The organism is Faecalibacterium sp. Marseille-P9590, from assembly GCF_017377665.1.
Taxonomy (GTDB): domain Bacteria; phylum Bacillota; class Clostridia; order Oscillospirales; family Ruminococcaceae; genus Faecalibacterium.
The window spans coordinates 74,454-99,101 of sequence record NZ_JAFREF010000009.1 but is presented as its reverse complement, the minus strand read 5'-3'; the positions used below and the strand labels follow the sequence as shown (position 1 = coordinate 99,101).

Genomic DNA, 24,648 nt, shown 5'->3' with positions numbered 1-24,648 from the left:
ATGCGTTATCATAATATCCAAAGGCGACCCGTATGCGGAAGGAATGTTGCCGTGAGCAAAGCACGGCGCTGCCATAATACGGATAAACGCAACGTGAATCGGAGGTAACAAGAAATGAAAAAGATCTCTCGTCGTGACTTCCTCGCAGCTTCTGCTGCTGTGGGTGCAGCTGGCGTTCTGACCGCCTGCGGCGGTTCTTCCAGCAGCACTGCCACCTCTACTGCAGCTTCCACTGCTGCCAGCACCGCTGCTGGCGGCAAGTCCACCGACTACCCCACCAAGGGTATTTCCGTCATCTGCCCCTGGTCTGCAGGCGGCGGCACGGACTCCTGCCTGCGCGCATTCTGCGAGGCTATGGGCAAGAACCTGGGCGTCACCCTGACCGTCGATAACCAGACTGGCGGCGGCGGCATCCTGGGCCATCAGGCTATCGCAGATGCCAACACCGACGGCTACACCATTGGTATGATCACCTTCGAGCTGGCTACCTATAAGAAGCTGGGCACCAGTGAACTGACCTGGGAGAATTACGCTCCCCTGTGCCGCGTCAACACCGACGCAGCTGCCATCACCGTCGGCGCAAAGTGGGCTGCTGACAACGGCATCACCGACCTGCCCGGTTTCATTGATTACTGCAAGGCTCACCCCGGTGAGGTGCAGATGGGCGGTTCTTCCAACGCTTCTGTCTGGCACATCGCTGGCGGCTACCTGATGAGCGCTACCGGCATCGACATCCAGATGATCACCTATCAGGAAGGCGCTGCTACCGCTGTCCAGAACGCAGCCGGCGGCTTCATTCAGGGCGTTACCGTCTCTCTGGCCGAAGCTCGCAGCTTCATCGAGTCCGGTGACCTGATCTGCCTGGGCGTCATGGACGAAGAGCGCAACCCCGTCTTCCCCGATGTTCCTACCTGTAAGGAGCAGGGCTACGACATCACCTACTACACCCAGCGCGGTATGGCCGCTCCTCTGGGCGTTGATGATGCCATCATGACCCGTCTGGAAGAGGCCTGCGCCGCTGCCATCGAGGACCCTGACTTCGTGACCTTCATGAACAACAACGGTCAGGCAATCTCCTATCTGGATGCACAGGGCTATGCTGACTACCTGAAGCAGGCTGCTGTCGATGTCGCAGCTGCTATGGACGCTGTCGGCCTCTGATTTGTCTCTCTGAGTATTTGCTGGGGCAGGCAGTTCATGCCTGCCCTTTTTTATGAGAAGATATAGAGAGGAGGAACCCCTTTTGAACAAAGACAAAATGAAAACGATGGCCTTCTCCAATCTGGTAGGCTCCATCATTTTCCTCGCGATCGGCATCTGGGCGTGGCTCCAGACCGATAATTTCCCTGAGGTGGCCAACACCTATGTGCAGGCTTCTACCTTCCCCCGCGTCATGATCGTGGGTATGCTCATCTTCTCGGTGGTCCTGCTCATCCAGTCCATCTTCAAGCTGATGGGTACCATGAAGCCCACCGACCCCGTTGCTGTCGAAGTCGGCACCCTGAATCCCCTCAAGGATAAGGGCGTGGCCGCTGCTTACCTCGTTATGCTCCTCTGTGTGCTGTTCGCTGCTCTGTTCAAGAGCTGCGGCTACATCCTGTGCGCTGTGGTGCTCTCGATGATCATCATGTTCCTCATCGGCAAGCGCAACTGGGTGCAGATGGTCCTTGTGAGCATTCTGGTGCCGCTGCTGATGTGGCTGGTGTTCTACAAGGTGCTTACCGTCAATATTCCGCTGGGTCCGCTGAACTTCCTGCGCACCCTCGTGGACATGATATAAGGAGGGAGCACAGTTATGGATTTTAGTCTGCTTCTTTCCAGCTATGCTACTGTCTGGTCCAACCCCGAGGTCCTTCTGATGACCTTCATCGGCGCACTGGGCGGCGTTCTGCTGGGCGCGATCCCGGGCATGACCGCCACCATGGGCGTGGCGCTGCTCATCCCCTTCTCCTTCGGCATGGACCTCATCCCGTCCATCGGCCTGCTGCTGGGCATCTACTGCGGCGGTATGTACGGCGGTTCCATTTCCGCTATCCTCATCCACGCCCCCGGCACGCCCGCCGCAGCCGCCACCCTGCTGGACGGCTACCCCATGTGTAAGAAAGGTCAGGCTGGCAAGGCACTGTCCGTTGCCATGTTCGCCTCCTTCTGCGGCGGCGTCATCGGCGCACTGGTCATGACCTTCCTGTCTCCGCTGGTCGCTGATATGGCCATGAACTTCGGCCCCGGCGAGATGTTCATGCTGGCCGTCTTCGGTCTGTCTGTCATCGTCGCAATTTCCGGCAAGTCTGTGGCCAAGGGCCTCATCAGCGCCTTCTTCGGTATGCTGCTCTGCACCGTCGGCCTCGACCCCACCAACGGCATCCCCCGCTTCATCACCACCAAGCAGACCGGCCTGCTGGATGGCTTCCAGTTCATCCCCACTCTGATCGGTCTGTTCGCTGTCTCTGAAGTCATCGCCGGCGTTGAGCGCATCATCCGCGGCGAAGAGCATGAGCAGAAGTCCAACGAGAAGATCACCAACGTCCTGCCCGATTGGAAGACCATCAAGCGGATCTGGCCCAACATCCTCTCCGGCGGCCTCATCGGCACCTTCATCGGCGCCATCCCCGGCGCAGGCGGCGACATCGCAGTCTTCGTCTCCTACGGCGCCAGCAAGTCTGCAAGTAAGCACCCCGAGCTGTACGGCACCGGCATCCCCAACGGCGTTGCTGCTACCGAGTCCGCCAACAACGGCTGCTCCGGCGGCGCTATGATCCCCCTGCTGTCTCTGGGCGTCCCCGGCGACTCCGTCACCGCCATCCTGCTGGGTGCCTTCATCATGAAGGGAATCACCCCCGGCCCCATGATGTACGTCACTGAGCTGCCCACCGTCTACCGCGTCTTCGCAGCTCTGATGCTGGCAAACCTCTGCATGCTGGTCGTCGGCTGCCTGGGCGTCCGCTTCTTTGCAAAGATCGTCTCCGTCGAGAAGAAGATGCTCTACCCCATCATCCTCGTCATCTCCCTGCTGGGTGCTTTCTCCATCAACAAGAATGCCTTTGATGTGGGCGTCTGTGTCGCCTTCGGCATCATCGGCTGGCTGATGAACAAGTACGAGTTCCCGCTTTCTCCCATCCTGCTGGCCCTCATTCTGGGACCCATGTGCGAGAAGAACTTCGTGCGCTACATGAACATCCAGCGCGGCAACTTCTTCGCCATCACCACTTCTCCCATCGCAATGGTCTTTGCAACGGTCGCTATTCTGGTCATCGTCTACTCTGTCTACAACCAGAGCAAGATCAACAAGCGTGCCGCTGCAAACGCTGCACAGGAGAAGGCATAAGCTCAACATCCTGACAAGCTCTGTCTGTTACATTCCCATGAAGCTGCGGCTGTCCCGTTCCGTCGGGGCGGCCGCACTTCGCTTTGGGCAGCAAAAACGGAGGTCTGTTTATGTGGTTTGTATTTGCACTGGGCTCGGCCCTGTTTGCGGCCCTTACCTCGATCCTGGCCAAGGTGGGCATCGAGGGGGTCAACTCCACTCTGGCCACCGCCATCCGCACCGTGGTGGTGCTGGCCATGAGCTGGGGCATGGTGTTCCTCACCCGGGCCCAGGGGGGCATGGGGGAGATCAGCCGCCGGAGTTGGCTCTTCCTCATCCTATCGGGGCTGGCCACCGGGGCGTCCTGGCTGTGCTACTACCGGGCCCTGCAGCTTGGCCGGGCCTCTCAGGTGGTGTCCATCGACAAGCTCAGCGTGGTGATCACCCTGGTGCTGGCCTTTGTGTTCCTCCACGAGCCCTTTACCGCCAAAAGTATGGTGGGCTGCGCCCTCGTCGCCGCCGGCACCCTGTTTATGGTGCTGTAAGAGGGTAAGCTCCCTGCAAACAAAAGGCCCTCCCGGGTTTGCCTGGGAGGGCCTTTTGTGCTTGTCAGTGGGTGGTATCTTCTGCCGGAGCCTCAGGGTGGCGGCACTTGGCCAGCATATCCAGCTCCGGCATCAGCTCGGTGCTGATGACCGAGAGCATCTGCTCCATCTTGTCGCAGTCCTCAGCCGGGAAGCGCTTGCGCACACGCTCGATGACCGTGTGCAGGTAAGAATAGCTGATGCTGTAGTAATCGATGTATTTCTGGGTGGGGCGCAGGAAGTATTCGCGGCGGTCGGTGGTGGACTGGATCTTCTCCACATAGCCCTTTTTGACGAGGCTGCCGATTTTATAAGCCGCGTTGGGGGTGGAGATGCCCATCATGCGGGAAAACTCCGCAATGGTGGGCTCCCCCATCGCCATGATGCCCTCCATGCAGAAGGACTCCACCGTAGTCAGCGTGGCTTCGCGGGTGGCAAAGCGCTGAAATACATTCTGATAAAAATGCAGCTTGAACTTTGTATAGACGTCCTGAAAGACTTCTTCCAGCATGGGGTTTTCCTCCAGTGAGCAAATAGCTCAAAAAATTTACTCTTTTGATAAGTATACCATGATTTGCGCCGGAGGGGAAGACAAAAATCTACGATTCCGTTAAGATTTTGTGACTTCTTCCTTCCCAGTATGGCCCATCCGCGCCTTGACGATGCTGAGCACGACGAGTTCGATGACGATGGCACAGGCCAGCAGCACGAAGGAGGTCAGGGTGTTGGCGGCATCGCCGAGGACAGCCTGTGCTGCGCCGCAGAGCAGATAGCAGCCCGCCGAGATGGCGGCGGCGGTCATGGCGTAGGGCAGCTGGGTGGAGACATGGTTCACGTGGCTGCAATGCGCGCCGGCAGAGGCCATGATGGTGGTGTCGGAGATGGGCGAGCAGTGGTCGCCGCAGACCGCGCCGGACAGGCAGGCGGCGATGGAGACCACCAGCATCTCACCCTCCGGGAACGCATGGCAGACGATGGGGACCAGAATCGAGAAAGTACCCCAGGACGTGCCGGTGGCAAAGGCGAGGAAGACCGCCACCACAAAGATGATGATGGGCAGCAGGTACTGCAGAGCCGCTGCAGAGCCGCTGAGCAGGCTTGCGACGTAGTATTTTGCGCCCAGCAGGCCGGTCATGCCGGAAAGCGTCCATGCCAGCGTCAGAATGAGCATGGGGCTGACCATGGCCTTGAAGCCCTCGGGGATGCAGGCGGCGAAGTCCTGAAAGGTCATGACGCCCCGCACCCGGTAAAACACGAAGGTGAACATCAGCGCAATGGCGCTGCCCAGCACGAGGCCCATGGAGGCGCTGCAGTTGGCAAAAGCGGTGACGAAGTCCACGCCCTCAAAGAAGCCGCCGGTGTACACCATGCCGAAGATGCAGGCCGCGATGAGCACCAGCACCGGCGCGATGAGGTCCACCACATGGCCGCGGGTGTCGCTGCCGTCGTCCGCGTCGTCGCCGTAGGGGCGGTCGTCGGTGGTGAAGAGGTCGCCCAGCAGGGCGTTATCCTCGTGCTTCTTCATAGGGCCGTAGTCGAGGCCGCTGAAGATGAGGAAGAGGCTCATCACCATGGTGAGGATGGCGTAGTAGTTATAAGGGATGGTGCGCAGGAACATGGTAAAGCCGTTGATGCCCGAGCCTTCCGGCACAGAGGACGTGACGGCGGCGGCCCAGCTGGACACCGGCGCGATGATGCAGACGGGTGCTGCGGTGGCGTCGATGAGGTAGGCCAGCTTTGCGCGGGAGACCTTCTGCCGGTCAGTGACCGGGCGCATGACGGAGCCGACGGTCAGGCAGTTGAAGTAGTCGTCCACAAAGATGAGGATGCCCAGCAGCAGGGTGGCGAACTGCGCGCCCGCCCGGGTGTGGATGTGGGTGGAGGCCCAGCGGCCAAAGGCGGCGCTGCCGCCGGCCTTGTTCATCAGGGCCACCAGAATGCCCAGCATCACCAGAAAGACGAGGATGCCGACGTTGCTGGAATCGGACAGCTTGGACACCATGCCGCCGTCTTCGTTGAAGAAGAGGGTGGTCAGCGCCAGCTCAAGATTGCCGTTGGCGTAGAGCAGTGCGCCGGTGGCGATGCCCACCAGCAGCGAGGTGTAGACCTCTTTGGTGTTCAGGGCCAGCACGATGGCTATCACAGGGGGCAGCAGGGACAGCGCCGAGCTGTACACGGCGCAGGTGTAGGTGGAAGGGTCGTCGATTTTGCCAGGCGTTGCGGCGGTACACCACAGCAGCAGGGCAAACACCAGCAACGCACCCACCCACGAGAGATTGGTTTTTTTCATGATAAACTCCTCGGTTGATTTTTTTGCAGCCTGCCGGGCAGACTAACCCTTTAGAAGCCGTTTTCATAAGCATTGCACACCGCCCGAACGGCCTTTTTGCCCGCATACTGCGTTGCTTTCCCTTGCAATCCGCTCAGGATTGCTGCGGAAAATCGCCTTGTCTGCGAGCAAAAATTCTCGTCGTTCGATGCACCCTGCTTACAAAAACAGCTTCTAACGTGATGGGACACGGAAGGGGGTGTTGGCTGCGCCGGACTATAAAGCGATGTATTTAGAGCTGTTCCGTGCCAGCGAACAGGCGGCACGGCTTTTACAGGAAGCTCAGGCCCGGGCCGAGCAGCAGCTGCTGGCTGCCGACCCGCCGCCCATCGAGCTTGCCGAGAAAAAAGAGTCTTAGCCCTTCTTGCTCTCGGCCTTGGCGGCAAACTTTGCGTCGTTGACCACAAAGCGCTCGTGGACGCCGCCGCCCACGGGGCCTTTCTCGTCGTACAGGGAGACTTTGAACACCAGCTTGCGGCCTTCCACAGCGGTCAGCTCACTCTCGCAGGTGACGGTCATGCCCACGGGGGTGGGGGCGGTGTGCTCCAGCTCCAGCTTGGTGCCCACAGAGCCGCAGCCCTCATCCAAAGCGTCGGCGACGCTCATCCAGCAGGTCTTTTCGGCCAGCGCCACCAGTGCGGGAGTGGCGAAGACATTCAGCGTGCCGCTGCCCATGGTCTTGGCGGTGTTCTCGGGGGTGACGGCGACGCTCTGCTTGCCGCGGATTCCAGTTTCTAACATATAAAAATTCCCTCTTTCTTAATTTGTCGTGATGCCGCGGTTTGCGGCAGATAATTTCACATTTGTAAGGATACCACAAAACTCACACCATTGCACCTGTTTTCGGGATTTTCCTTCAAAACTCTTTCCGTTTGAGGCCAAACGCGGTATCATAAGCTGGACAAGGAGGGAAAGAAGATGAACGATTTCTGGAAATCCTACGACATCACCCACGCCGAATACGGGGCCGATTACCGATGCTACCCGCTGTATGGCACTGTTCACCTCATGGAGCTGGCCGTTTCGCTTGCCTTTATCGTGGGGGCGGCCCTGTGGTATCGCCGCAGTTCTGCCCGCACCCGGCGGCGCATTTTAGTCGGAGTCACCGCTTTGCTCCTGCTGGACGAAGCTGCCCTTCTGCTGGGGATGGCCCTGACCGGCCAGTGGAATTGGAGCTATCTGCCCCTGCACCTGTGCAATATCAACGTCTTCGTCTGTCTGTACAACACGATCACGGACAGAAACTGGTGCAAAGAGGAGCTGTATGCCCTCTGTATCCCGGGTGCAATGCTGGCACTGCTCTGCCCCAGCTGGCTGGATGTCCCCTCTTGGTGGACGCTCATCAATCTGCACTCCGTCAGTATCCATGCCCTGCTGGTACTCTATCCAGTCCTGCTGGTGGCGGGCGGCTACCGTCCCAGTCCCCGGCGGGTGCCGCAGGTGCTGGCGTTCCTGTTCGGCTCTGCCCTGCCTATCTACTTTCTGAATAAGTCCCTTAACACCAACTTCTATTTCCTCAATAATCCCTACGGGAACATCATCACCAGCACCTTCACGGCCCTGCTGGGCGAAAAATATTATATCCTGGGCTTCCTGCCTGCCACCGCGCTGGCGCTGTTCCTCATGTATCTGCCGTGGGCGGCGGACTATAAAAAGAAGAAGCGGGCATGAATGCAGTGCTTTAGAAAAAGGCAGTTCGGTCAGGACTGCCTTTTCTTTCGCCCTAAATTGCACCCTTCCTGCAAAATAAATCTGCAAATTTCTTGCGTTTTGCGGTCTGTTTTATCAATTTTAAGAGAATGCTGATTTTTTATACAAAACTCCTTGACAGGAGCCATACAGCGTGTTATCATGAACACATGAACAGGTGTTCATATATTGAAACGAAAGGATGACAACGATGGCTGAGAATGCTCTTGCCCCAGAACAGAAGCTGCCCAAGGCCCCGCCGGTGCTGCCGGACGATGAGGTGCTCTACGAGCTGGCCGATTTGTTCCGGGTGTTCGGCGATTCCACCCGCATCAAGATACTCTACGCCCTCCACGACGATGAGCTGTGCGTGCAGGACATTGCAAATGCCGTCCAGCTCAGCCAGTCGGCGGTGAGCCATCAGCTGCGGGTGCTCAAGGACTCAAAGCTCGTCCGCTTCCGCCGCGACGGCAAGACCATTTACTATGCACTGGACGATGACCATGTGCGCAGCATCCTCTCCATGGGCATGGACCACATCGAAGAGTGATGCCCCCAAAACGCTGCAAGCTCTGCCGCACCCTGCGGCGGAGCGGAGATATAGAAAGAAAGGCTGGTACTTATTATGAAAAAGAGCTACAAGATCGAAGTTGACTGCGCAAACTGCGCCCAGAAGATGGAGGATGCCGCCAACACGGTCGCCGGCGTCGCAAAGGCTACCGTCAGCTTCATGACCCAGAAGATGAACGTCGAGTTCGATGAGGGCGCGGACGTCAAGGCTACTATGCAGAATGTCCTCTCCGCCTGCAAGAAGGTCGAGGACGACTGCGAGATCTTTGGCATCTGAGTTTCGACTTATACTGCCGGGATGCGCGTGGAAAATGTGGAAAAATAAATCAGCTTTCAACAATTTCCACGGCGTTTTCAACATCCTGGACGCAAAAATAGAAAAATGAACGCGTATTTGCGGCTTTTTGCGGGAAAAACTCGTGGAAAAGCCGGGGGAAAGCGTGGAAAACAAGCCCCTTGTGGGGAAAACCTGTTGAATCTGAGAAAACTGCCCCAAAAGGAGGCTGGTACCCGTGACGAAAAAACAAAAGAAAATGCTGTACCGCATCATCGCCGCTCTGGCGCTGGTGCTGGTGCTCAAGCTGCTGCCGCCTCTGCCCGCGTCGGTGGAGCTGCTGCTCTACTGTATCCCCTACCTCGTGGTGGGCTGGGATGTGCTCCGCAAGGCCCTTCTGGGCATCAAGAACCGTCAGCCCTTTGATGAATGCTTCCTGATGGCCGTCGCCACCGTGGGTGCCTTTGCGCTGGGCGATTACGTCGAGGGCTGTGCCGTTATTATCTTCTACCAGATCGGCGAGCTGTTCCAGGGCGTTGCCGTCGGCAAGAGCCGCCGCAGCATCTCGGCCCTGATGGATATCCGGCCCGACTACGCCAACATCGAGGGCGAGGACGGCAAGCTGGAGCAGGTGGACCCCGATGAGGTCGAGATCGGCACCATTATCGTGGTCCAGCCTGGTGAGCGTGTGCCTATCGACGGCGTTATCGTCGAGGGCGCTTCCACCCTCAACACCGCCGCCCTCACCGGCGAGAGCCTGCCCCGGGATGTCCGGTCCGGCGATGAGGTCATCAGCGGCTGTGTCAACATGAGCGGCCTGCTCAAGGTCAGGACCACCAAGGAGTTCGGCGAATCCACCGTCTCTAAAATTCTCGACCTCGTGGAAAATTCCAGCATGAAGAAGGCCCGCGCCGAGAACTTTATCACCCGCTTTGCCCGGGTGTATACCCCGGCGGTCTGTTACGGCGCGCTGGCGCTGGCCTTCATTCCCCCCATCGTTCTGCTGCTGATGGGCCAGCCCGCCCGCTTCGGCGACTGGGTCTACCGCGCCCTCACCTTCCTCGTCATCAGCTGCCCCTGCGCTCTGGTCATCTCTATCCCGCTGAGCTTCTTCGGCGGCATCGGCGGCGCTTCCGCCTGCGGCATCCTCGTCAAGGGCTCGACCTATCTGGAAGAGCTGGCCGATACCCGCGTCGTCGTCTTCGATAAGACCGGCACCCTGACCCAGGGTACCTTCAAGGTCGTCAAGGTCTGCCCCGTAGAGGGCGGTACCGAAGACAGCCTTGTGGAAGCCGCTGCGCTGGCCGAGAGCTGGTCGAAGCACCCCATCTCCCTGAGCATCAAGGCTGCTTACGGCAAGGACATCGACTCTGCCCGCGTCACCGATGTGGAGGAGCTGGGCGGCCACGGCGTCACCGCCAAGGTGGACGGCAAGCCGGTCGCTGCCGGTAATGCCCGCCTGATGGCAAAGCTGGGCCTCACCGTCCCCGATGTCCCCCAGACCGGCACCATCGTCCATGTGGCCATCGACGGCAAGTATGCGGGCTATCTGCTCATCTCCGACGTGGTGAAGCCCCACAGCGCACAGGCCATCAGGGGCCTCAAGCAGGCTGGCGTCCGCAAGACCGTCATGCTTACCGGCGACGCAGAGCCGGTGGCAAAGGCTGTCTCGGCAGAGCTGGGCATCGACGAGTACCACGCCGGCCTGCTGCCCGGCGATAAGGTGGACCAGATCGAGAAGCTCCTGGCCGCCAAGAACCCCAAAGAGATGCTGGCCTTCGTGGGTGACGGCATCAACGACGCCCCTGTCCTCTCCCGTGTGGATGTGGGCATCGCCATGGGTGCTCTGGGCTCTGACGCCGCCATTGAGGCCGCCGACGTCGTCCTGATGGATGACGACCCGGCCAAGATCGCCCTCGCCATGCGCATTGCCCGCCGCACCAAGAGCATCGTCTACCAGAACATCGTCTTTGCTCTGGCCATCAAGGCGGCCTGCCTGCTGCTGGGTGCTCTGGGTATCGCCAATATGTGGGCGGCCATCTTTGCCGACGTCGGCGTCATGGTCCTCGCTGTCCTGAATGCCACCCGCGCCCTCTACACGAAAGACCTCACCAAAAAATAAAAGATATAAGGCAAAGAGGGTTCTGTGCGGCCGCACAGAACCCTCTTTGCCTTATAAATAGTTCTTGCAAATGCAGATAAACCTGTTATACTACTATATTGGAGGGTTGAAATGAATGCAGGAACAAAACGAAACAAATTTGAACCGCGCACCGGTATGGCGCGCGTTCCGGGCCGCAGCGCCTCAGACGCTGCCGGTGTTTGCCGGATATTTGGTGCTGGGCCTCGGCTACGGCATCTATGTGCAGTCGCTGGGCCTGCCGGTCTGGCTGCCGCCCCTGATGGGTACGGTAGTGTACGGCGGCTCGCTGGAATTCGTGCTGGCATCGCTGCTTCTGGGCAGCTTTGCGCCGGTGTCGGCCTTTCTGATGGCGCTGATGATCCAGGCGCGGCATCTTTTCTACGGCCTGACCATGCTGCAGCGCTACCGCGGCTACGGCCTGCGCAGCGCCTACATGATCTTCGCCATGAGCGACGAGACCTTTTCCATCACCTGCTCGGCAGAGCCGCCCGAGGGCGTGGATAAGGGCTGGTTCATGTTCTTCATCACCCTGCTGGACCAGATCTACTGGGTCGCCAGCGCGGCCATGGGTGCGGCCCTCGGCTCTGTCCTGCCCTTCAGCACTGAGGGCGTCGATTTCGTCATGACGGCCATGTTCGTGGTCATCTTCCTCAACCAGTGGGAAAAGGAAAAACAGCACGCCAGCGCCATCATCGGCATTGCCGCGCCGCTGGTCTGCCTGCGCATCTTCGGCTCAGGCAGCTTCCTCATCCCCTCGATGGTCTGCATCCTTGTGGCACTGCTGCTGCTCCGCCGCCCCATCGAGGCCAAAGAAAGCGAGGCGGCAAAATGAGCAATATCCAGTTCATCCTGACCATCGCTGTCTGCGCGGCGGCGACCATGCTCACCCGCTTTCTGCCTTTTCTGGTGTTCGGCTCCCGGGGCGGCAAGGTGCCTGAGGTGGTGGAGTATCTGGGCCATGTGCTGCCCGCCGCCATCTTCGGAATGCTCATCGTCTACTGCCTCAAGGGCGTCAGCCTCACCTCGGGCAGCCACGGCATCCCGGAGGCCATCGCCATCGGTGTGACCGTCGCCCTCCATAAGTGGAAGCATCAGACGCTGGTTTCCATCGCCGGCGGCACGCTGTGCTATGTGCTGCTGGTGCAAATGGTGTTTTGAGAAATGTAAAACGTCCTGTATTGATTTTGCAGCAATACAGGACGTTTTTAATTTGCTATTTTTTCTGGAAGTGTATCGGAAGTGCTAAATAGAGACAACTGTTCATTTTCAAGCCGGAGCTGATTTTGAGTGCCGGTAATGACATAGTTTGTAAGAAGTGCCTCTACGACAGGATTGCGGTTCTTTTCCTTTGCACCTACATGATAAAAATGTTCCCGTGTGATGATTTGGCAGTCATTCCACACCTGCTCGATATATTCGTTTGAACGGTAATCATTATGATGCCATGTTGACAGCATAAAATTGGACTGTGATTTAACGAGTGCGCTGTGCAGAGCAACTTCGAGTTCTTCATCCCAACTGTCATAGTAATCGACATGACGGCCAATATACGGAGGGTCGCAGTATATGAAATCGGAATGGGTCGCTGAACTTATCGTATCCTCAAAGGATTGACACAAAAACTCCCATTCATGGGTTTTCAGAAGCTCTTCGATGTGGGCGACCTGGTTTACGATTTTTGTGATATAAGCCTTTGCAAACCGCTGAGGTTTGTGTCCATATGGAACATTGAAGTTGTAGTCCTTATTGAAGCGCATCATCCCGTTAAAGCAGGCACGGTTCAGAAAGAGAAAGTCCAGAGGTTCGTGATGCTGGTTGAATCGGTCACGAACCTCATAGTAATAATCGGCATCGCCATTCTCGAGTTTCTTCCCTTCCGCTTCGAGAAATGCACGGACTTTTCCACTGGTGATAGAGCCATCTTTTATTCTGTTATAAAAGTTGATGATGTGAGGGTTGACGTCTGCAAATACGGCACGTTCCGGCTCAACATTAAAGCCAACAACACCAGACCCCATAAATGGCTCATACCACACGGTATCCTTGCTCAGAACCACATTTTCCCGGATCAGAGGAACGAGTTTTGTCTTGATGCCCTGGATTTTAAGAGGAGGAACGAATATTTTTTCGCTCATTTTGTGCTCCTTTTAGAGGCTCTGCAATTATTCAACTCGGAAGGCAGTCCTCTGTATTGCAGATATTCCGAAAAAGAGGAAAGCTTTTTTCGCTTGTTCGCAGAAAGAATTTCTATTTTGCCAAAGTTTGCCCAATAATCATCAAACAATTCTTCACTAGCTTTGGCAAACACACCATTACCATTTAAAATATCTTGAATATTATGGATACTGCCGATATTTGCCGTGTTTCCACTGCCACCCTTGTCACTTGCTATTTTCCAGTCTGTTCGGCAAAGGCTAGAAACTGAGGGAATAAGTGCAACTCTAATATTTTGGAGACGATTTTAGTGTCGGAAGAAATCGTATAAATGTTTTTGAAAATATCGATAAAGCCCTTGATGGTCCATTCATCGTTTACTGCAATCTTATCGGACAGAGTATTTGCAAAGTCTTTTAGTTGTGCTAAAAATAAGGCTTTTTCACGTTCGTTTTTCATTGCACGCTCCTCAATGGTAGAACGTATCAAAATTGACCTGCCGGTAGAACCGCTGCTGCAGCTGGTCGAAGCTGTCGCAGTCCTGCGCCAGCAGCCACATGATCTTCGTCACGACGGCCTCAATGGTCATGTCGTGGGCCTCAAGGAAGCGGAAGCGGTTCTTGACCCGCTTGCCCACCTCATAGATGCCCACGTCGCTGCCCTCGTAAGTGACCTGGGTGGTGAGGATGAGCACTTTGTGGGTCTTGTCGTAGTCGCCGAGGCCCTCGGCGAAGGCGTCCATCAGCCGCTGGGGGATGCCGCCTACGCCGAAGCTCTCCACGATGACGCAGTCGTAGAGGCGGAAAATTTCGGGGATCAAATCGGGGCTGAGGCCGGGCGTCAGCTTGAGCAGGAAGACGCGGGGGCTGAGCGAGCGTCCAAACTCCACAGGGCCGGTGGGCCAGGGCGAAGGCACATACCGCACCAGACGGTCGCCCTGTACCAGTGCCAGCGCCGGGAAATTCACCGAGGCAAAGGCGTCATAGCTGATGGTCTTGTTCTTCTTGGCGCGGGTGCCTGCGATGACATGGCCGCCAAACACCACCATGACGCCCCGGCTGCCGGGGTCGAGGGCGCAGATGACGCTGTCGCGAAGGTTTTTCTTGGCGTCGGTGATCTCGTTGGAGATGGGCTGCTGTGCGCCGGTGAGGATGACGGGTTTGTCGGCGTTCTGGATGAGGTAGGACAGAGCCGCCGCCGAGTAGGCCAGCGTGTCGGTGCCGTGGCAGATGATGAAGCCGTCGTAGAGGGCATAGTTCTCCTGCACGGCCTTCGCCATCATCAGCCAGTGCTCCGGGCCGAGGTCGGTGCTGTCGATGCTGCACAGGGCCAGCGTGTCGGGGCAGCAGAGCTCGTTCAGCTCAGGCAGATGAGCCAGAAGCTCTTCGCTGGTGAGCACGGGCTTGAGGCCCTGCTGGGTGCGGACGCTGGCGATGGTGCCGCCGGTGGTGATAAAAAGCAGACGCTGCTTTGTGGACATAGAAAAAGCCTCCATCAGGAAGATTGAATCGCATTCATAAAAAGTATAACACACTCGCCCGCCCTTGCAAAGTGGCGCTCGGGCGGAAAATGGAGGCTTTTGGGACTTGGTCACAGAAATTAGGGGGATTTGGTGTATAATAGAGTAGAGCGCTGTTATGCGGGGTTAAGTTCTCTTTTGGTGCACGGGGCAGAGCGCTTTTACGTTAAGTGGAATTGTTCTCTTTTGATGTCAAAAGAGAACCAGAAAAGCACCAGCGATTTCGACGCGCTGGATCCACGAGAAAGGGGCTGCTCGCCCCTTTCAGACCCCGAAGGAGAAGTCGAAGTGGAAAAATGCTAGCCGCTTCGCTAAACGCATTTTTCTCACTTCTCCGATTTACGGCTTCGCCGAGGGTGTTACGTTTCAGCAGGACTTTACGTCCAGCAAAAGCGTGAAGTCTGCTGCGGAGCAGCAAATCGGCGGAGGCTCAAAATGCGGTTAAGAGATCTTCACGCCGAATGGCGTGAATCTCCAGCATTTTGAGTTGGAGCCCACCTCTTCGGGGTTACTAGGGGCGAGCAGCCCCTAGTTCGTGCCTCCCGCGCCTCGAAAGTAGCGGGCACTTTTCTGGTTCTCTTTTGGTGCGCAAAAGAGAACTTAGCCCAGCGTAAAAGCGCTCTAACCCCGCGCCGTCGGCGCGCAAAGAAAGTAACTGATTTTACGATAATACAAGAAGTACAAGGAGGCCCACTATGTCCAACATCGTCATCATCGGCTCCGGCCCGGCGGGGGTATCCGCCGCGCTGTACACTGCCCGTGCGGGGGTGGACACCACCGTCCTCACTCGGGGGCCGGGTGCGCTTGACCGTGCAGAGCTTATCCAGAACTACTACGGCTTTGCCGCCCCCATATCGGGTGCGGAATTGGAGCGTCAGGGCATCGAGGGGGCCAAGGCTGTGGGCGTTAAATTTGTGACCACCGAGGCCGTGGGTCTGACCTATACCGATAAACTCACTGTAGAAACCCTCGATGGAGATTACCCAGCGGACGCTGTTGTCCTCGCCACAGGTGCTTCGCGGGCGACGCCCCGCATCCCGGGGCTGGCGGGCCTCGAGGGCCACGGCGTCAGCTACTGCGCCACCTGCGATGCCTTTTTCTATCGCGGCAAAGATGTGGCCGTGGTAGGCAGCGGCGAATACGCCCTGCATGAGGTGCAGGCGCTTTTGCCGGTGGCGGCCAGCGTCACCCTCCTGCTGAATGGTGCGCCGCTGGCGGCAGAGTTTCCGCCGGAGGTGACTGTCCGGCCTGAAAAAATCGATGCGATCCTCGGCGAGCAGAAAGTCACCGGCGTCCAGCTGTCCGGCGGCGATGTGGTGGAGCTGGCGGGTGTGTTTGTGGCTCTGGGCGTTGCGGGCAGTACGGCGCTGGCCCGGAAAATCGGTGCCGCTGTGGAGAACGACCGCATCGTGACAGATGAAAAAATGCAGACCACCGTCCCCGGCCTCTACGCCGCCGGAGACTGCACCGGCGGGCTTTTGCAGGTGGCGAAGGCCGTCTATGAGGGCGCTCTGGCAGGCACCGAAGCCGCCAAAGCGCTGCGGAAGGGGTGATTTAAAATGCCGGAAATCCTGCCTATCCCTAAATGCGGCGAGCACCGCCAATGTCTCGCCTGTGCCTTCCCCTTCTGGGACAAGCTGACCGCCGAGCAGCAGGATATACTCTGCCGAACCACCCGCCCGGTGCGCTATCGCAAGGGCGAGCGGGTCCACAGCCCGGTGGAGAACTGCGTGGGCATCCTGCTGCTGCGCACCGGCCAGTTCCGGGCGTATCTTCTCTCCGACGATGGCCGGGATGTGACCCTCTACCGCCTCTTTGGCGGCGAGATCTGCATCCTCTCCGCCTCCTGCGTTATGGACTCGGTGAACTTTGACCTCTACATCGACGCCGAGGAGGACGCCGAGGCCTACTGCATCAGCGCAGGCGTCTTCCGCAGTCTCATGCAGCAGAACGTGGAGGTGCGGTGCTTCGCCTACCAGATGACCGCTGAGCGCTTCTCCGACACCATGTGGACGATGCAGCAGATCCTCTTCATGAGCGCCGACCGGCGGCTGGCCATCTTCCTCGCGGACGAGCTTGCCAAGACCGGCGGCGACGATGTCCGCCTGACCCAGGACCAGATGGCAAAGTACATGGGTTCTGCCCGCGAGGTGGTGAGCCGCCTGCTGAAATACTTCGCCGGTGAGGGCATCGTGAAGCTCTACCGCGGCGGGGTAGAGGTATTGGACAAGGAAAGACTGAACCGGATCGCGAGAGGTGAAGCATGATACAGAAAAATGAATTTCCCATTTTGGAATACGATTTCGACTCGACAGAGATATTAAAGCCCAACCACGGGGCGGAGCAGCTAACTCTACCGGAGAAATGCGTCTTTGCTTTTCTGGGGGACACCATCGACTCCTATGCCGCCGAGACGGGCGCGGCAGTTGCAGAGCATTTTGAGACTGTCACAAAGACCTACCCGATTTATGTTGTAAAAAATGACGGCGAAGAATTCTGCCTCTGTCAAGCCCCACTGGGAGCGCCCGCTGCGGCGCAGTTTATGGATTGTCTCATTGCTTGCGGGTGCAGGAAAATTGTTACGGCAGGCTCGTGCGGCGTGTTGACCGAAATGGCAGAGAACGAATTTCTTATCCCGACCAAAGCGCTGCGGGATGAGGGCACATCCTATCACTATCTTCCTGCCGCCCGGTATGCAGAACCGGCCTCGGAAGCGGTGCAGGCCATAGAAAAGACCTTCCGTGCGCTGGGTCTTCCCTTCCGTGAGTGCATCACATGGACGACAGACGGCTTTTTCCGAGAAACAAGGGATATGGTGGCGTACCGGAAAGCCGAAGGCTGCGCAACGGTAGAAATGGAATGTGCTGCCCTTGCGGCCTGCGCCAAAAAGCGCGGAGCAGCTTTTGGACAAATTCTGTACACAGCGGATTCCCTTGCAAATGCAGAGCAGCATGATGACCGTGATTGGGGAAAGGATTCGCTGCGGAAAGCGTTGGAACTCTGCGTAGAAGTTCTGAGAATGTGGTGAACCATATAAAAATCGCAGAGAGTCGTTGAAACTGCTTGACATTTGAAAAACTGGTCGGAGATTTGAACGGCGCATACAGCCGCCGCATCAATTTACAGCACAGACTGGGCTATCAGATCTATGAGGAAGAAAAGACCATCAAAATTCTGAGTCTTTGGACTCACTACGAGCGATAAAAAATGCCATCGTGCCTAGGCACGATGGCATTTTTGCTATCAAAGGGAATTACCCTTTGCACCCCTGCTCTTCCCAGTCGCCGAAGTCAGAGACGTCGGCGATTTTAGTCGGGTCGAACTTACCGTTTTCGTCCTTGGGGGCGACGGCGGGGCCGGCCTCCACGGGGTTCGGGTTCGGAGCCTCGGGGTCACAGACCGGGCGCTCTTCGCTCAGGTCGGGCAGAGTCACAGGCTCTGCGGCCTCAGCGGGCGCTGCCTCCGTCTCAGGGGCAGCGGGCTCCTCAGCGGGAGCGGTCTCTTCTGCCGGTGCGGCGGCTTCGGCCTCCGCCTTGGCCTCACCCTCGGCGTATGCCTCGGCGGTCTTGGCGGCCTCTGCGTCGTCCTTTTCGGCTTCCTCGGGGAACTCGATGGATTCGATGATGGGTGCGGCCTTCTCGTTCAGGAACTTGTCCATGATGACGATGGCGGCACCGGTGGCCGCCACAGCGGCGGCAGTACCCAGAATGCGGAAGATTGCTTTCATGCCATGACCTCCTTAGTTATGTTGCAGTTAGGAGAAGGTGACAACATCGTTCAGCGGCTTCTCGGCAGGCTCCACCGACAGTGCGGTGAGCACCGGGCCTTTGCCGCGGTAGATGTTATGGAACTTATAGCCGACCTTTGCGGTCACTTTGACCCATGCCCGCTGCTCGAGGGCCTTATAGCCGTCGTAGCTGCAGGGGAAGCCCACGAACTGGATGTCCTGCACGCAGCAGGTCATGGCGAACCGGCCCGGCACGAAACTGTTCTTGCCGGCGCGGTTGGTCTGGCAGACCTGTGCGAGGAACTTGACGGTCTTGCCCGCGTACTTCTGGGGCTCGTCCTGACAGTCCATATACCAGATGCCGTAATCGTCGTCCGGGATGTCGATGACCGGGGCGTTGATGTCGAAGGGCAGCGGGTCGGGGATGTCGTCGTAAGCCACGCTGCCGTCCTTGAACTCGTAGGCGATGTCGCACTTGCGGGATGCCTGACGCACCAGCTTGTGCAGCTCCTGACGGGCGGCGTCGTTGTTGACGGCCTCGGCGCGGTTGAAGACGATGAGCTCACTGCGGGCGATCTTGTCCAGCATCAGCGCGCGCATGGAGTTGTCGCGGGCGTAGGTCAGCGCGGTGGTGCCGTCGGCGGTGGCGATGCACTGGTAGACGATCCAGTTCTCAGGCAGATTGTTTGCCAGGTCCTGCAGCATCCACATACCGTTGTACTCGATGACCACGCGGCCTGCGTCGGCCTCCTTGGCCAGCTTTGCGAGGTTCTGGGGGTTCAGCTCAGCCTTGTCCTCGAGGTTGTAGAGCGTCACGCCGGGGAAGGCGAACTTCTTCTCATTGTACTCTTCTTCGCCCTCCTCGCAGACCAGCAGAAGGGTCTTGTCGCCGGAGTCGAAGTTGGGGTCTTCAAAAGTCTCCTGAATGAACTTGGTCTTGCCGCTCTCGAGGAAGCCCACAAACAGGTAAACCGGGATCTCATTTGCCATAATCTTTTATCCTTTCAGGGTCGATCAGCAGCCGAACAGTGCAGCGATGGCCTTTTCATCCAGCTTGGAGCCGATGACCACCAGCTTGCCGCCGACGTCTGCGCCGCGTGCGCGGACTTCCCACTCGCCGGGAACGTAGTCGAACTCCAGCCAGCCGTCTGCGCCGCCGTCCACGATGCCCTTGGAGCGGAGGATCATGCCGTAATTGCCGGTGTCCAGCTCGGTGAGGGCGTGCTCAATGTCAGCCTTGGAGAACTTCCTGGCCGTTTCGACGCCCCAGCTGGTGAAGACCTCATCGGCGTCGTGGTCATGATGATGGTGATGATGGCCGCAGCAGCAATGCTCATCATGGTCATCATCGTGGTCGTGATGATGATGGTGCTCGTGCTCATCCTCATCATCGTCGTCGTCATCATGGTGATGGCCGCAGCAGCAATGCTCGTCGTGGTCATCGTGGTCGTGGTGGTGATGATGCTCATGCTCGTCTTCATCATCGTCGTCGTCATCATGATGATGGCCGCAGCAGCAATGCTCATCATGGTCATCATCGTGGTCGTGGTGATGATGGTGTTCGTGCTCCTCTTCCTCGTCCTCGTGGGCGTGCTCCTCGTTGGCCTTGGCAGCCATAGCGATCAGCTCAGCCTTAAAGTCGTCCTTGGTGGACATGGCCTTCAGGATCTGCTCGCCGGTCAGGGCGTCCCAGGCGGTGGTGACGATGGTAGCGGTGGGGTTCTTCTCACGCAGCATGGCCACAGCGGCGGCGATCTTTTCCTCGGTGGCGTTCTGGGTGCGGCTCAGGATGATGCAGCTTGCGTGGCTGATCTGGTCGTCGTAGAACTCACCGAAGTTCTTCATATACATCTTGACCTTGTTGACGTCGGCCACGGTAACGAAGCTGCTCAGCTGAACATCCAGATGCTCGGCCACGCCCTCGACGGCGCGGGTCACGTCGGACAGCTTGCCGACGCCGGAGGGCTCGATAACGATGCGGTCGGGGTGGTACTGCTCCACCACCTGCTGCAGAGCGGCGCGGAAATCGCCCACCAGAGAGCAGCAGATGCAGCCGGCGTTCAGCTCATTGATCTGGATGCCGGACTCCTTCAAAAAGCCGCCGTCGATGCCGATCTCGCCGAACTCGTTCTCGATGAGCACGACCTTCTGGCCGGCAAAGGACTCTTTGATGAGCTTCTTGATAAGGGTGGTCTTACCGGCGCCAAGGAAGCCGGAGAAAATATCGATTTTGGTCATAGTCTGAAATGCCTCTTTCTTTTATGCAGACGCCGCAAAGGCGCTGCCCAGCAGGCCCGTCGGGCCTTACAAGCAGTCCGGGCCGCTGAGTGCTGACCCGTAAAATTCCTACACTCCTATTATAACAAGGCTGTCAATGGCAAACCGGCCTTTTTGATGAGAAATTTGTAACATTTTTTGCAATTTGCTTGCGTTTTCGGGCGGCAGGACCAAAATGATACCTGCGAATTGCATTCTGCGCCCCGGAATGATACAATAAGGTACAGCAAACCATCGCCGCCGGACGTTTTTCCGGCATAATAAAGAAAGAAGGCTTTTTGACATGAGCATGAATACCGTTCCCGAGCGTCTGGCCGCCCTGCGCGAGGCTATGAAGGCAAACGGCGTGGACGTCTACCTCATCCCGGTGGGAGACCCGCACGCCAGCGAGTATATGCCCGACCACTACACTGCCCTGACCTACTTCTCCGGCTTTCACGGCGAGAACTCCAACTTCGTCGTCACCATGACCGAGAGCGCTGTCTGGGCCGATGGCCGTTACTTCGTGCAGGCCGAGAAGGAGATCGCTGGCACCGAGATCCAGCTGATGAGGATGGGCGAGCCGGGCGTGCCGACCGCCGAGCAGTACTGCGGCAAAGTCCTGCCCGAGGGCGGCAAGCTGGGCCTCTGCGGCCTGACTGCCTCCTGCGGTCTGGTGCGCAGCCTGCAGAAAGAACTGGACGCTAAGAAAGGCACCATCAAGCTGCTGAATCTCGAGGACGAGCTGTGGACGGAGGGCCGTCCCGCCCTGCCCGCTACCCCGGCATGGCTCCTGCCGAAAGAGTACGCAGGCTTCTCCCCTGCCGAGAAGCTGGGCCAGCTGCGCGCGAAGCTCTCTGAGCTGGGCTGCACCGCACAGCTGGTGGGCAAGCTGGACAATCTGGCATGGCTGCTCAATCTGCGTGCGATGGACATTCAATGCACCCCTTACGCAATGGCTTACTGCTATGTGACCCCCGATAAGGCGACGCTCTTCATCGACACCGCCCGCGTCAGCGCCGAGGCTGCTGCGGAGCTGAAGGAGAACGGCGTGGAGCTGGCTGAGTACGACGATGTGCTTACCTTCCTCGCCGCCCAGGCCGAAGAGCAGACCGTTCTGGCCGACCCCGCTTCCGTCAACTATGCTGTTTACCAGACCCTGCAGGCCAACCCGGCTCTGACCGTCAAGGACGAGGCCGACCCCCTGCTGCCCATGAAGGGCGTCAAGAACGAAGTCGAGCTGGCTCACACCCGCGAAGCTCACATCCGCGACGGCGTGGCTATGGTGCGCTTCCAGATCGAGCTGGAGAACCGTCTGGCCGCCGGCGAAGAGCTGACCGAGCTGACCATCGACGAGATTCTCCACAAGTACCGCAGCGCACAGGACAAGTTCCTGACTGAGAGCTTCGGCACCATTGCAGCTTACGGCCCCAACGCCGCCATGATGCACTATCACGCCACCGAGGAAGACCACGCAAAGCTCGAGAAGAAGGGCTTCTTGCTGGTGGACAGCGGCGCAACCTATATGGACGGCACCACCGACATCACCCGCACCTACCCGCTGGGTGAGCTGACGGAGGACGAGCGCCTGTTCTACACCTGGACTTTACAGTGCCACATCGACATCGCCCGGGCTGTCTGGCTGGACTACTGCGACGGCCATATGCTGGACACCATCGCCCGTGAGCCGCTGTGGCGCCACCTCATCAACTACCGCTGCGGCACCGGCCACAGCGTCAGCCACGTGGGCAACGTCCACGAAGGCCCCCACGCCCTGAACGGCCGCAACACCACCGTTTTCAAGCCGGGCATGATCGTCACCGACGAGCCGGGCGTCTATGAGGGCGGCGTCGTCGGCATCCGCATCGAGAATGAGCTGGAGTGCTACCACAAGGCATCCAACCAGTACGGCGAGTTCCTGGCATTCCGCCCCATCACGTTCGTGCCGATCGCCACCTCCCCCATCGTCCCGGGCGTTCTGAGCCGCGACGAGCTGGATTGGCTGAACGCCTACCACCGCGAGGTCTTCGAGAAGCTGGCTCCCCGCCTGACCGAGGACGAGCGCGACTGGTTGGCTAAGAAGTGTGCCGCCATCGGAGCGTAAAATTCCTCTAAAAGGCTCCCCTATTAGGGGAGCTCCGCGACATGCCCGTGTCAGCGGGATGGAGCGGTGAGAGGTTGAATTTCAACAAAAGCGGGAGGCCCCGCAGGGGCCTCCCGCTTTTCTTTAAGATGAGATCTCTGCCTTGTGCTCTTTCCAGTAGGCTTTCGCCTCATCGATGACCTTCTTGAAGGGGCCGGAGGGGTAAGTGCTCTCGGCAATGTCGATGAGGAATTTGTAGAGCTGGGGCCGCACCTGCTCATACATCCCAAGCCGGGTGTAGAGGTCCTTGTAGTAGTGGAACACCTGGATCTTGTTCTGCACCAGAGTGGCGGGCTTTATCTGGGTGTGGCAGATGCTCTGAGGGTTCTGGACGTAGTAGTAGCCGGGCTGCGGGATGGACGCAAAGACTTCGGCGTACTGGATATACTGCATGTTGAACACGAGGTCTTCGGCCCAGCGCATCTCGCTGGTAAAGCGGATGTCGTGCCGGGTGAGGATGTCGCGGCGGTAGAGCTTGTTCCAGAGCACGCTGTAAAAGTAAGAGGCAGGCTTGTCCATCAGGCGGCGGGCGAAGGTGTCCTTGTCGTAGACGCCCTCGGGCAGGAAACCGTATTCCCGGTTCTCCGGCGGGCGTGCAACATGCATGACGCCGAGGTCGTCCTGGATTTTTTCCAGCACCTGTTCCGGCTTCGACGCCCCGGCGGGGATGACCATGGTGTAGGGCGAGATGACGAGGTCGGCACCGGTCTTCTCTGCCGCCTCCACCAGCCGGGCGGTGTAGTCCGGGGCGATGTAGTCATCGCTGTCCACGAACTGGACGTACTTACCGCTGGCAAGCTTCAGGCCGAGGTTCCGGGTGTCGGACACGCCGGAGTTTGCCTTGTCCACCAGCAGGATGCGGCTGTCCTTTTTGCGGAACTCCTCGCAGACGGGCAGGCTCTTATCTTTGGAGCCGTCGTTGATGACGATGAGCTCGAGGTTCTTGTACTCCTGCCCGCAGATGCTTTCGAGGCAGCGGCTCAGGTGGCTCTGGGCATTGTACACAGGGACGATGATGCTGACGAAAGGCATTTCCATAGCAGTTTCTCCTTTTGCTTTCTTCTGTTTTTCAGAAGCTGTTTTCGTGAGCGGGGTGCGCAATGCTTATGAAAACGGCTTCTCAGAGCAATGATACTCCCGCCGGGCCGAAAAAGCAAGCGCCGGCGGCAGGCCCGAAAGGGGGCTTCGGAATGATATTTCATATCGCGGTGTGCAGCCCGGACAGCGTCCTCCGCAGCCGGGTGGAGCGGCAGTGTCTCGACTATTATGCCCGGCGGGACGACGCCTGCATCATCGAGCAGCTGGACAGCCCGGAGGCCCTGCTGGCCCGGGACGACGCCGGGGAGCGGTACGAGCTGTATCTCATCGAGCTGCCGTCCACGGCAGCCGCCGCGTCGCTGCGGGCAGCGGCTGCACTCCGCAGCCGGGGGCGGCGTAGCCCGCTGGCTTTTCTGGCCCATACGCCCGCCCACGCCTACAGCGCCTACCGGGTGGACGCCATGCAGTATTTATTGCTGCCTGTCCCGCCGGAACAACTGGACGCTCTGCTGGCCCGGGCCACCGAGCCGGAGTACGGCCCGGCCATCCCGGTAGCCACGGCGTCGGGTCTGCGGGTGCTGCCCTTCGCGGACATCGAATACCTCGAGTGTACCCACCATGTGGTGCATTTCCATCTCGCCAGCGGCGAGGATGTGCCGTCCCTGTCCGTCCGGGTGCCGTTCGCGCAGGTGGCCCAGCCGCTTTTAACGGATGAGCGCTTCGTCCAGCTCCACCGCTCCTATGTGGTCAATCTGGCGGCGGTGTCCCAGCTGGCGGCGGGCGAGTTCTGGATGCAGAGCGGCGCACGGGTCCCTGTCCCCCGCGGGCGGGAGCCTGCGGCCCGCACGGCGCTGAAAGATTATCTGGAAAAGCAGTTCCGATAAAGCAATGGGGAGGCCCGGAAGAGCCTCCCCATTG

28 protein-coding genes are annotated in these 24,648 nt (G+C 58.6%); 17 read left to right on the top strand and 11 right to left on the bottom strand.

The window, feature by feature from the left end; all coding sequences use genetic code 11:
• Nucleotides 1-114: 114 nt before the first annotated feature.
• From J3349_RS10575 to J3349_RS10560, 4 genes are all read left to right on the top strand, one after another.
• A complete protein-coding gene (locus J3349_RS10575) occupies nt 115-1,161 on the top strand; it encodes a tripartite tricarboxylate transporter substrate binding protein (RefSeq protein WP_158395725.1) in 1,047 nt (348 codons plus the stop codon).
• 82 nt (nt 1,162-1,243) lie between these two features.
• Nucleotides 1,244-1,780 carry a tripartite tricarboxylate transporter TctB family protein gene (locus J3349_RS10570; RefSeq protein ID WP_207677389.1) on the top strand — a complete coding sequence of 179 codons (537 nt, stop codon included), beginning with the start codon at nt 1,244-1,246 and terminating at the stop codon, nt 1,778-1,780.
• 15 nt (nt 1,781-1,795) lie between these two features.
• Entirely contained in the window at nt 1,796-3,325 is a 1,530-nt protein-coding gene (locus J3349_RS10565; RefSeq protein WP_207677388.1) for a tripartite tricarboxylate transporter permease, read from the top strand.
• A 110-nt stretch (nt 3,326-3,435) separates the two neighbouring features.
• Nucleotides 3,436-3,849 (top strand): EamA family transporter, encoded by a 414-nt coding sequence (locus tag J3349_RS10560; RefSeq protein ID WP_158395731.1) that lies wholly within the window; start codon nt 3,436-3,438, stop codon nt 3,847-3,849.
• Nucleotides 3,850-3,913: 64 nt separating this feature from the next.
• Here the strand turns inward: J3349_RS10560 and J3349_RS10555 are convergent, their stop codons facing one another.
• Nucleotides 3,914-4,399, bottom strand: a complete 486-nt coding sequence (locus J3349_RS10555) for a MarR family transcriptional regulator (RefSeq protein ID WP_158395732.1) — start codon at nt 4,397-4,399, stop codon at nt 3,914-3,916.
• A 99-nt stretch (nt 4,400-4,498) separates the two neighbouring features.
• Nucleotides 4,499-6,178, bottom strand: a complete 1,680-nt coding sequence (locus J3349_RS10550; RefSeq protein WP_207677387.1) for a Na+/H+ antiporter NhaC family protein — start codon at nt 6,176-6,178, stop codon at nt 4,499-4,501.
• Between the two features lie 265 nt (nt 6,179-6,443).
• Here J3349_RS10550 and J3349_RS14205 point away from each other — a divergent pair, with 265 nt between their 5' ends.
• Entirely contained in the window at nt 6,444-6,575 is a 132-nt protein-coding gene (locus J3349_RS14205; RefSeq protein WP_256275951.1) for a hypothetical protein, read from the top strand.
• Here J3349_RS14205 and J3349_RS10545 read toward each other — a convergent pair.
• Complete coding sequence (locus J3349_RS10545) at nt 6,572-6,958, bottom strand: thioesterase family protein (RefSeq protein ID WP_015566083.1); 387 nt, start codon at nt 6,956-6,958, stop codon at nt 6,572-6,574. The genes J3349_RS14205 and J3349_RS10545 overlap by 4 nt on opposite strands.
• 177 nt (nt 6,959-7,135) lie before the next feature.
• Here J3349_RS10545 and J3349_RS10540 point away from each other — a divergent pair, with 177 nt between their 5' ends.
• From J3349_RS10540 to J3349_RS10515, 6 genes are all read left to right on the top strand, one after another.
• On the top strand, nt 7,136-7,888 hold the full coding sequence (locus J3349_RS10540; protein ID WP_207677386.1) for a TIGR02206 family membrane protein: 753 nt from the start codon (nt 7,136-7,138) through the stop codon (nt 7,886-7,888).
• Nucleotides 7,889-8,117: 229 nt separating this feature from the next.
• Nucleotides 8,118-8,456, top strand: a complete 339-nt coding sequence (locus J3349_RS10535; protein ID WP_015566081.1) for a metalloregulator ArsR/SmtB family transcription factor — start codon at nt 8,118-8,120, stop codon at nt 8,454-8,456.
• A gap of 75 nt (nt 8,457-8,531) precedes the next feature.
• Complete coding sequence (locus J3349_RS10530; protein WP_015566080.1) at nt 8,532-8,753, top strand: cation transporter; 222 nt, start codon at nt 8,532-8,534, stop codon at nt 8,751-8,753.
• Nucleotides 8,754-8,988: 235 nt separating this feature from the next.
• Complete coding sequence (locus tag J3349_RS10525) at nt 8,989-10,872, top strand: heavy metal translocating P-type ATPase (protein ID WP_207677385.1); 1,884 nt, start codon at nt 8,989-8,991, stop codon at nt 10,870-10,872.
• Nucleotides 10,873-10,987: 115 nt separating this feature from the next.
• Nucleotides 10,988-11,725: an AzlC family ABC transporter permease gene (locus J3349_RS10520; RefSeq protein WP_207677384.1), complete on the top strand. Its 738-nt coding sequence runs from the start codon at nt 10,988-10,990 to the stop codon at nt 11,723-11,725.
• Nucleotides 11,722-12,051 (top strand): branched-chain amino acid transporter permease, encoded by a 330-nt coding sequence (locus tag J3349_RS10515; protein ID WP_158395743.1) that lies wholly within the window; start codon nt 11,722-11,724, stop codon nt 12,049-12,051. The genes J3349_RS10520 and J3349_RS10515 overlap by 4 nt, the downstream gene beginning before the upstream one ends.
• A gap of 47 nt (nt 12,052-12,098) precedes the next feature.
• On the opposite strand, the gene J3349_RS10510 is transcribed toward J3349_RS10515, so the two are convergent.
• From J3349_RS10510 to J3349_RS10500, 4 genes are read right to left on the bottom strand one after another with little or no spacing between them, the layout of a single operon-like run.
• Entirely contained in the window at nt 12,099-13,028 is a 930-nt protein-coding gene (locus J3349_RS10510; protein WP_207677383.1) for a Dam family site-specific DNA-(adenine-N6)-methyltransferase, read from the bottom strand.
• Nucleotides 13,025-13,285 (bottom strand): type II restriction endonuclease, encoded by a 261-nt coding sequence (locus J3349_RS14095; protein WP_347565009.1) that lies wholly within the window; start codon nt 13,283-13,285, stop codon nt 13,025-13,027. Before J3349_RS14095 ends, J3349_RS10510 begins: the two co-directional genes overlap by 4 nt.
• The gene (locus J3349_RS14090) at nt 13,282-13,506 is read right to left on the bottom strand and encodes an EcoRV family type II restriction endonuclease (protein ID WP_242699621.1); all 225 of its coding nucleotides are present in this window, start codon (nt 13,504-13,506) and stop codon (nt 13,282-13,284) included. Before J3349_RS14090 ends, J3349_RS14095 begins: the two co-directional genes overlap by 4 nt.
• A gap of 10 nt (nt 13,507-13,516) precedes the next feature.
• Nucleotides 13,517-14,527: an asparaginase gene (locus J3349_RS10500; protein WP_207677382.1), complete on the bottom strand. Its 1,011-nt coding sequence runs from the start codon at nt 14,525-14,527 to the stop codon at nt 13,517-13,519.
• 734 nt (nt 14,528-15,261) lie between these two features.
• Between J3349_RS10500 and J3349_RS10495 the strand changes: the two genes are divergently transcribed.
• From J3349_RS10495 to J3349_RS10480, 4 genes are read left to right on the top strand one after another with little or no spacing between them, the layout of a single operon-like run.
• Nucleotides 15,262-16,119, top strand: coding sequence for an NAD(P)/FAD-dependent oxidoreductase (locus J3349_RS10495; protein WP_158395749.1), 858 nt, complete (start codon nt 15,262-15,264; stop codon nt 16,117-16,119).
• 6 nt (nt 16,120-16,125) lie between these two features.
• Complete coding sequence (locus J3349_RS10490) at nt 16,126-16,833, top strand: Crp/Fnr family transcriptional regulator (protein ID WP_207677381.1); 708 nt, start codon at nt 16,126-16,128, stop codon at nt 16,831-16,833.
• On the top strand, nt 16,830-17,594 hold the full coding sequence (locus J3349_RS10485) for a nucleoside phosphorylase (RefSeq protein ID WP_207677380.1): 765 nt from the start codon (nt 16,830-16,832) through the stop codon (nt 17,592-17,594). Before J3349_RS10490 ends, J3349_RS10485 begins: the two co-directional genes overlap by 4 nt.
• 35 nt (nt 17,595-17,629) lie before the next feature.
• On the top strand, nt 17,630-17,770 hold the full coding sequence (locus J3349_RS10480) for a Txe/YoeB family addiction module toxin (protein WP_207677379.1): 141 nt from the start codon (nt 17,630-17,632) through the stop codon (nt 17,768-17,770).
• 49 nt (nt 17,771-17,819) lie between these two features.
• On the opposite strand, the gene J3349_RS10475 is transcribed toward J3349_RS10480, so the two are convergent.
• The 3 genes from J3349_RS10475 to J3349_RS10465 are packed head-to-tail and all read right to left on the bottom strand — an operon-like array spanning nt 17,820 to nt 20,531.
• Nucleotides 17,820-18,293, bottom strand: coding sequence for a hypothetical protein (locus J3349_RS10475; protein WP_207677378.1), 474 nt, complete (start codon nt 18,291-18,293; stop codon nt 17,820-17,822).
• Between the two features lie 27 nt (nt 18,294-18,320).
• Nucleotides 18,321-19,283, bottom strand: coding sequence for a GTP-binding protein (locus tag J3349_RS10470; protein WP_158395759.1), 963 nt, complete (start codon nt 19,281-19,283; stop codon nt 18,321-18,323).
• Nucleotides 19,284-19,307: 24 nt separating this feature from the next.
• Nucleotides 19,308-20,531, bottom strand: a complete 1,224-nt coding sequence (locus tag J3349_RS10465; RefSeq protein ID WP_207677377.1) for a CobW family GTP-binding protein — start codon at nt 20,529-20,531, stop codon at nt 19,308-19,310.
• A 322-nt stretch (nt 20,532-20,853) separates the two neighbouring features.
• Here J3349_RS10465 and J3349_RS10460 point away from each other — a divergent pair, with 322 nt between their 5' ends.
• Nucleotides 20,854-22,653 carry an aminopeptidase P family N-terminal domain-containing protein gene (locus J3349_RS10460; RefSeq protein ID WP_207677376.1) on the top strand — a complete coding sequence of 600 codons (1,800 nt, stop codon included), beginning with the start codon at nt 20,854-20,856 and terminating at the stop codon, nt 22,651-22,653.
• 123 nt (nt 22,654-22,776) lie between these two features.
• On the opposite strand, the gene J3349_RS10455 is transcribed toward J3349_RS10460, so the two are convergent.
• Complete coding sequence (locus J3349_RS10455) at nt 22,777-23,730, bottom strand: glycosyltransferase (protein ID WP_207677375.1); 954 nt, start codon at nt 23,728-23,730, stop codon at nt 22,777-22,779.
• Between the two features lie 152 nt (nt 23,731-23,882).
• Between J3349_RS10455 and J3349_RS10450 the strand changes: the two genes are divergently transcribed.
• The gene (locus J3349_RS10450; RefSeq protein ID WP_207677374.1) at nt 23,883-24,614 is read left to right on the top strand and encodes a LytTR family transcriptional regulator DNA-binding domain-containing protein; all 732 of its coding nucleotides are present in this window, start codon (nt 23,883-23,885) and stop codon (nt 24,612-24,614) included.
• Nucleotides 24,615-24,648 lie beyond the last annotated feature (34 nt).

Excerpts from the sequence above, each read along its gene's own strand:
- J3349_RS10460 (WP_207677376.1), top strand. The coding sequence starts at position 20,854 with ATGAGCATGAATACCGTTCCCGAGCGTCTGGCCGCCCTGCGCGAGGCT.
- J3349_RS10475 (WP_207677378.1), bottom strand. The coding sequence starts at position 18,293 with ATGAAAGCAATCTTCCGCATTCTGGGTACTGCCGCCGCTGTGGCGGCC.
- J3349_RS10510 (WP_207677383.1), bottom strand. The coding sequence starts at position 13,028 with ATGAGCGAAAAAATATTCGTTCCTCCTCTTAAAATCCAGGGCATCAAG.
- J3349_RS10465 (WP_207677377.1), bottom strand. The coding sequence starts at position 20,531 with ATGACCAAAATCGATATTTTCTCCGGCTTCCTTGGCGCCGGTAAGACC.
- J3349_RS10455 (WP_207677375.1), bottom strand. The coding sequence starts at position 23,730 with ATGGAAATGCCTTTCGTCAGCATCATCGTCCCTGTGTACAATGCCCAG.
- J3349_RS10495 (WP_158395749.1), top strand. The coding sequence starts at position 15,262 with ATGTCCAACATCGTCATCATCGGCTCCGGCCCGGCGGGGGTATCCGCC.
- J3349_RS10520 (WP_207677384.1), top strand. The coding sequence starts at position 10,988 with ATGCAGGAACAAAACGAAACAAATTTGAACCGCGCACCGGTATGGCGC.
- J3349_RS10555 (WP_158395732.1), bottom strand. The coding sequence starts at position 4,399 with ATGCTGGAAGAAGTCTTTCAGGACGTCTATACAAAGTTCAAGCTGCAT.
- J3349_RS10575 (WP_158395725.1), top strand. The coding sequence starts at position 115 with ATGAAAAAGATCTCTCGTCGTGACTTCCTCGCAGCTTCTGCTGCTGTG.
- J3349_RS10550 (WP_207677387.1), bottom strand. The coding sequence starts at position 6,178 with ATGAAAAAAACCAATCTCTCGTGGGTGGGTGCGTTGCTGGTGTTTGCC.
- J3349_RS10530 (WP_015566080.1), top strand. The coding sequence starts at position 8,532 with ATGAAAAAGAGCTACAAGATCGAAGTTGACTGCGCAAACTGCGCCCAG.
- J3349_RS10535 (WP_015566081.1), top strand. The coding sequence starts at position 8,118 with ATGGCTGAGAATGCTCTTGCCCCAGAACAGAAGCTGCCCAAGGCCCCG.
- J3349_RS10540 (WP_207677386.1), top strand. The coding sequence starts at position 7,136 with ATGAACGATTTCTGGAAATCCTACGACATCACCCACGCCGAATACGGG.
- J3349_RS14205 (WP_256275951.1), top strand. The coding sequence starts at position 6,444 with ATGTATTTAGAGCTGTTCCGTGCCAGCGAACAGGCGGCACGGCTTTTA.
- J3349_RS10500 (WP_207677382.1), bottom strand. The coding sequence starts at position 14,527 with ATGTCCACAAAGCAGCGTCTGCTTTTTATCACCACCGGCGGCACCATC.
- J3349_RS10565 (WP_207677388.1), top strand. The coding sequence starts at position 1,796 with ATGGATTTTAGTCTGCTTCTTTCCAGCTATGCTACTGTCTGGTCCAAC.
- J3349_RS10560 (WP_158395731.1), top strand. The coding sequence starts at position 3,436 with ATGTGGTTTGTATTTGCACTGGGCTCGGCCCTGTTTGCGGCCCTTACC.
- J3349_RS10450 (WP_207677374.1), top strand. The coding sequence starts at position 23,883 with ATGATATTTCATATCGCGGTGTGCAGCCCGGACAGCGTCCTCCGCAGC.
- J3349_RS10490 (WP_207677381.1), top strand. The coding sequence starts at position 16,126 with ATGCCGGAAATCCTGCCTATCCCTAAATGCGGCGAGCACCGCCAATGT.
- J3349_RS10545 (WP_015566083.1), bottom strand. The coding sequence starts at position 6,958 with ATGTTAGAAACTGGAATCCGCGGCAAGCAGAGCGTCGCCGTCACCCCC.
- J3349_RS10515 (WP_158395743.1), top strand. The coding sequence starts at position 11,722 with ATGAGCAATATCCAGTTCATCCTGACCATCGCTGTCTGCGCGGCGGCG.
- J3349_RS14090 (WP_242699621.1), bottom strand. The coding sequence starts at position 13,506 with ATGAAAAACGAACGTGAAAAAGCCTTATTTTTAGCACAACTAAAAGAC.
- J3349_RS10470 (WP_158395759.1), bottom strand. The coding sequence starts at position 19,283 with ATGGCAAATGAGATCCCGGTTTACCTGTTTGTGGGCTTCCTCGAGAGC.
- J3349_RS10485 (WP_207677380.1), top strand. The coding sequence starts at position 16,830 with ATGATACAGAAAAATGAATTTCCCATTTTGGAATACGATTTCGACTCG.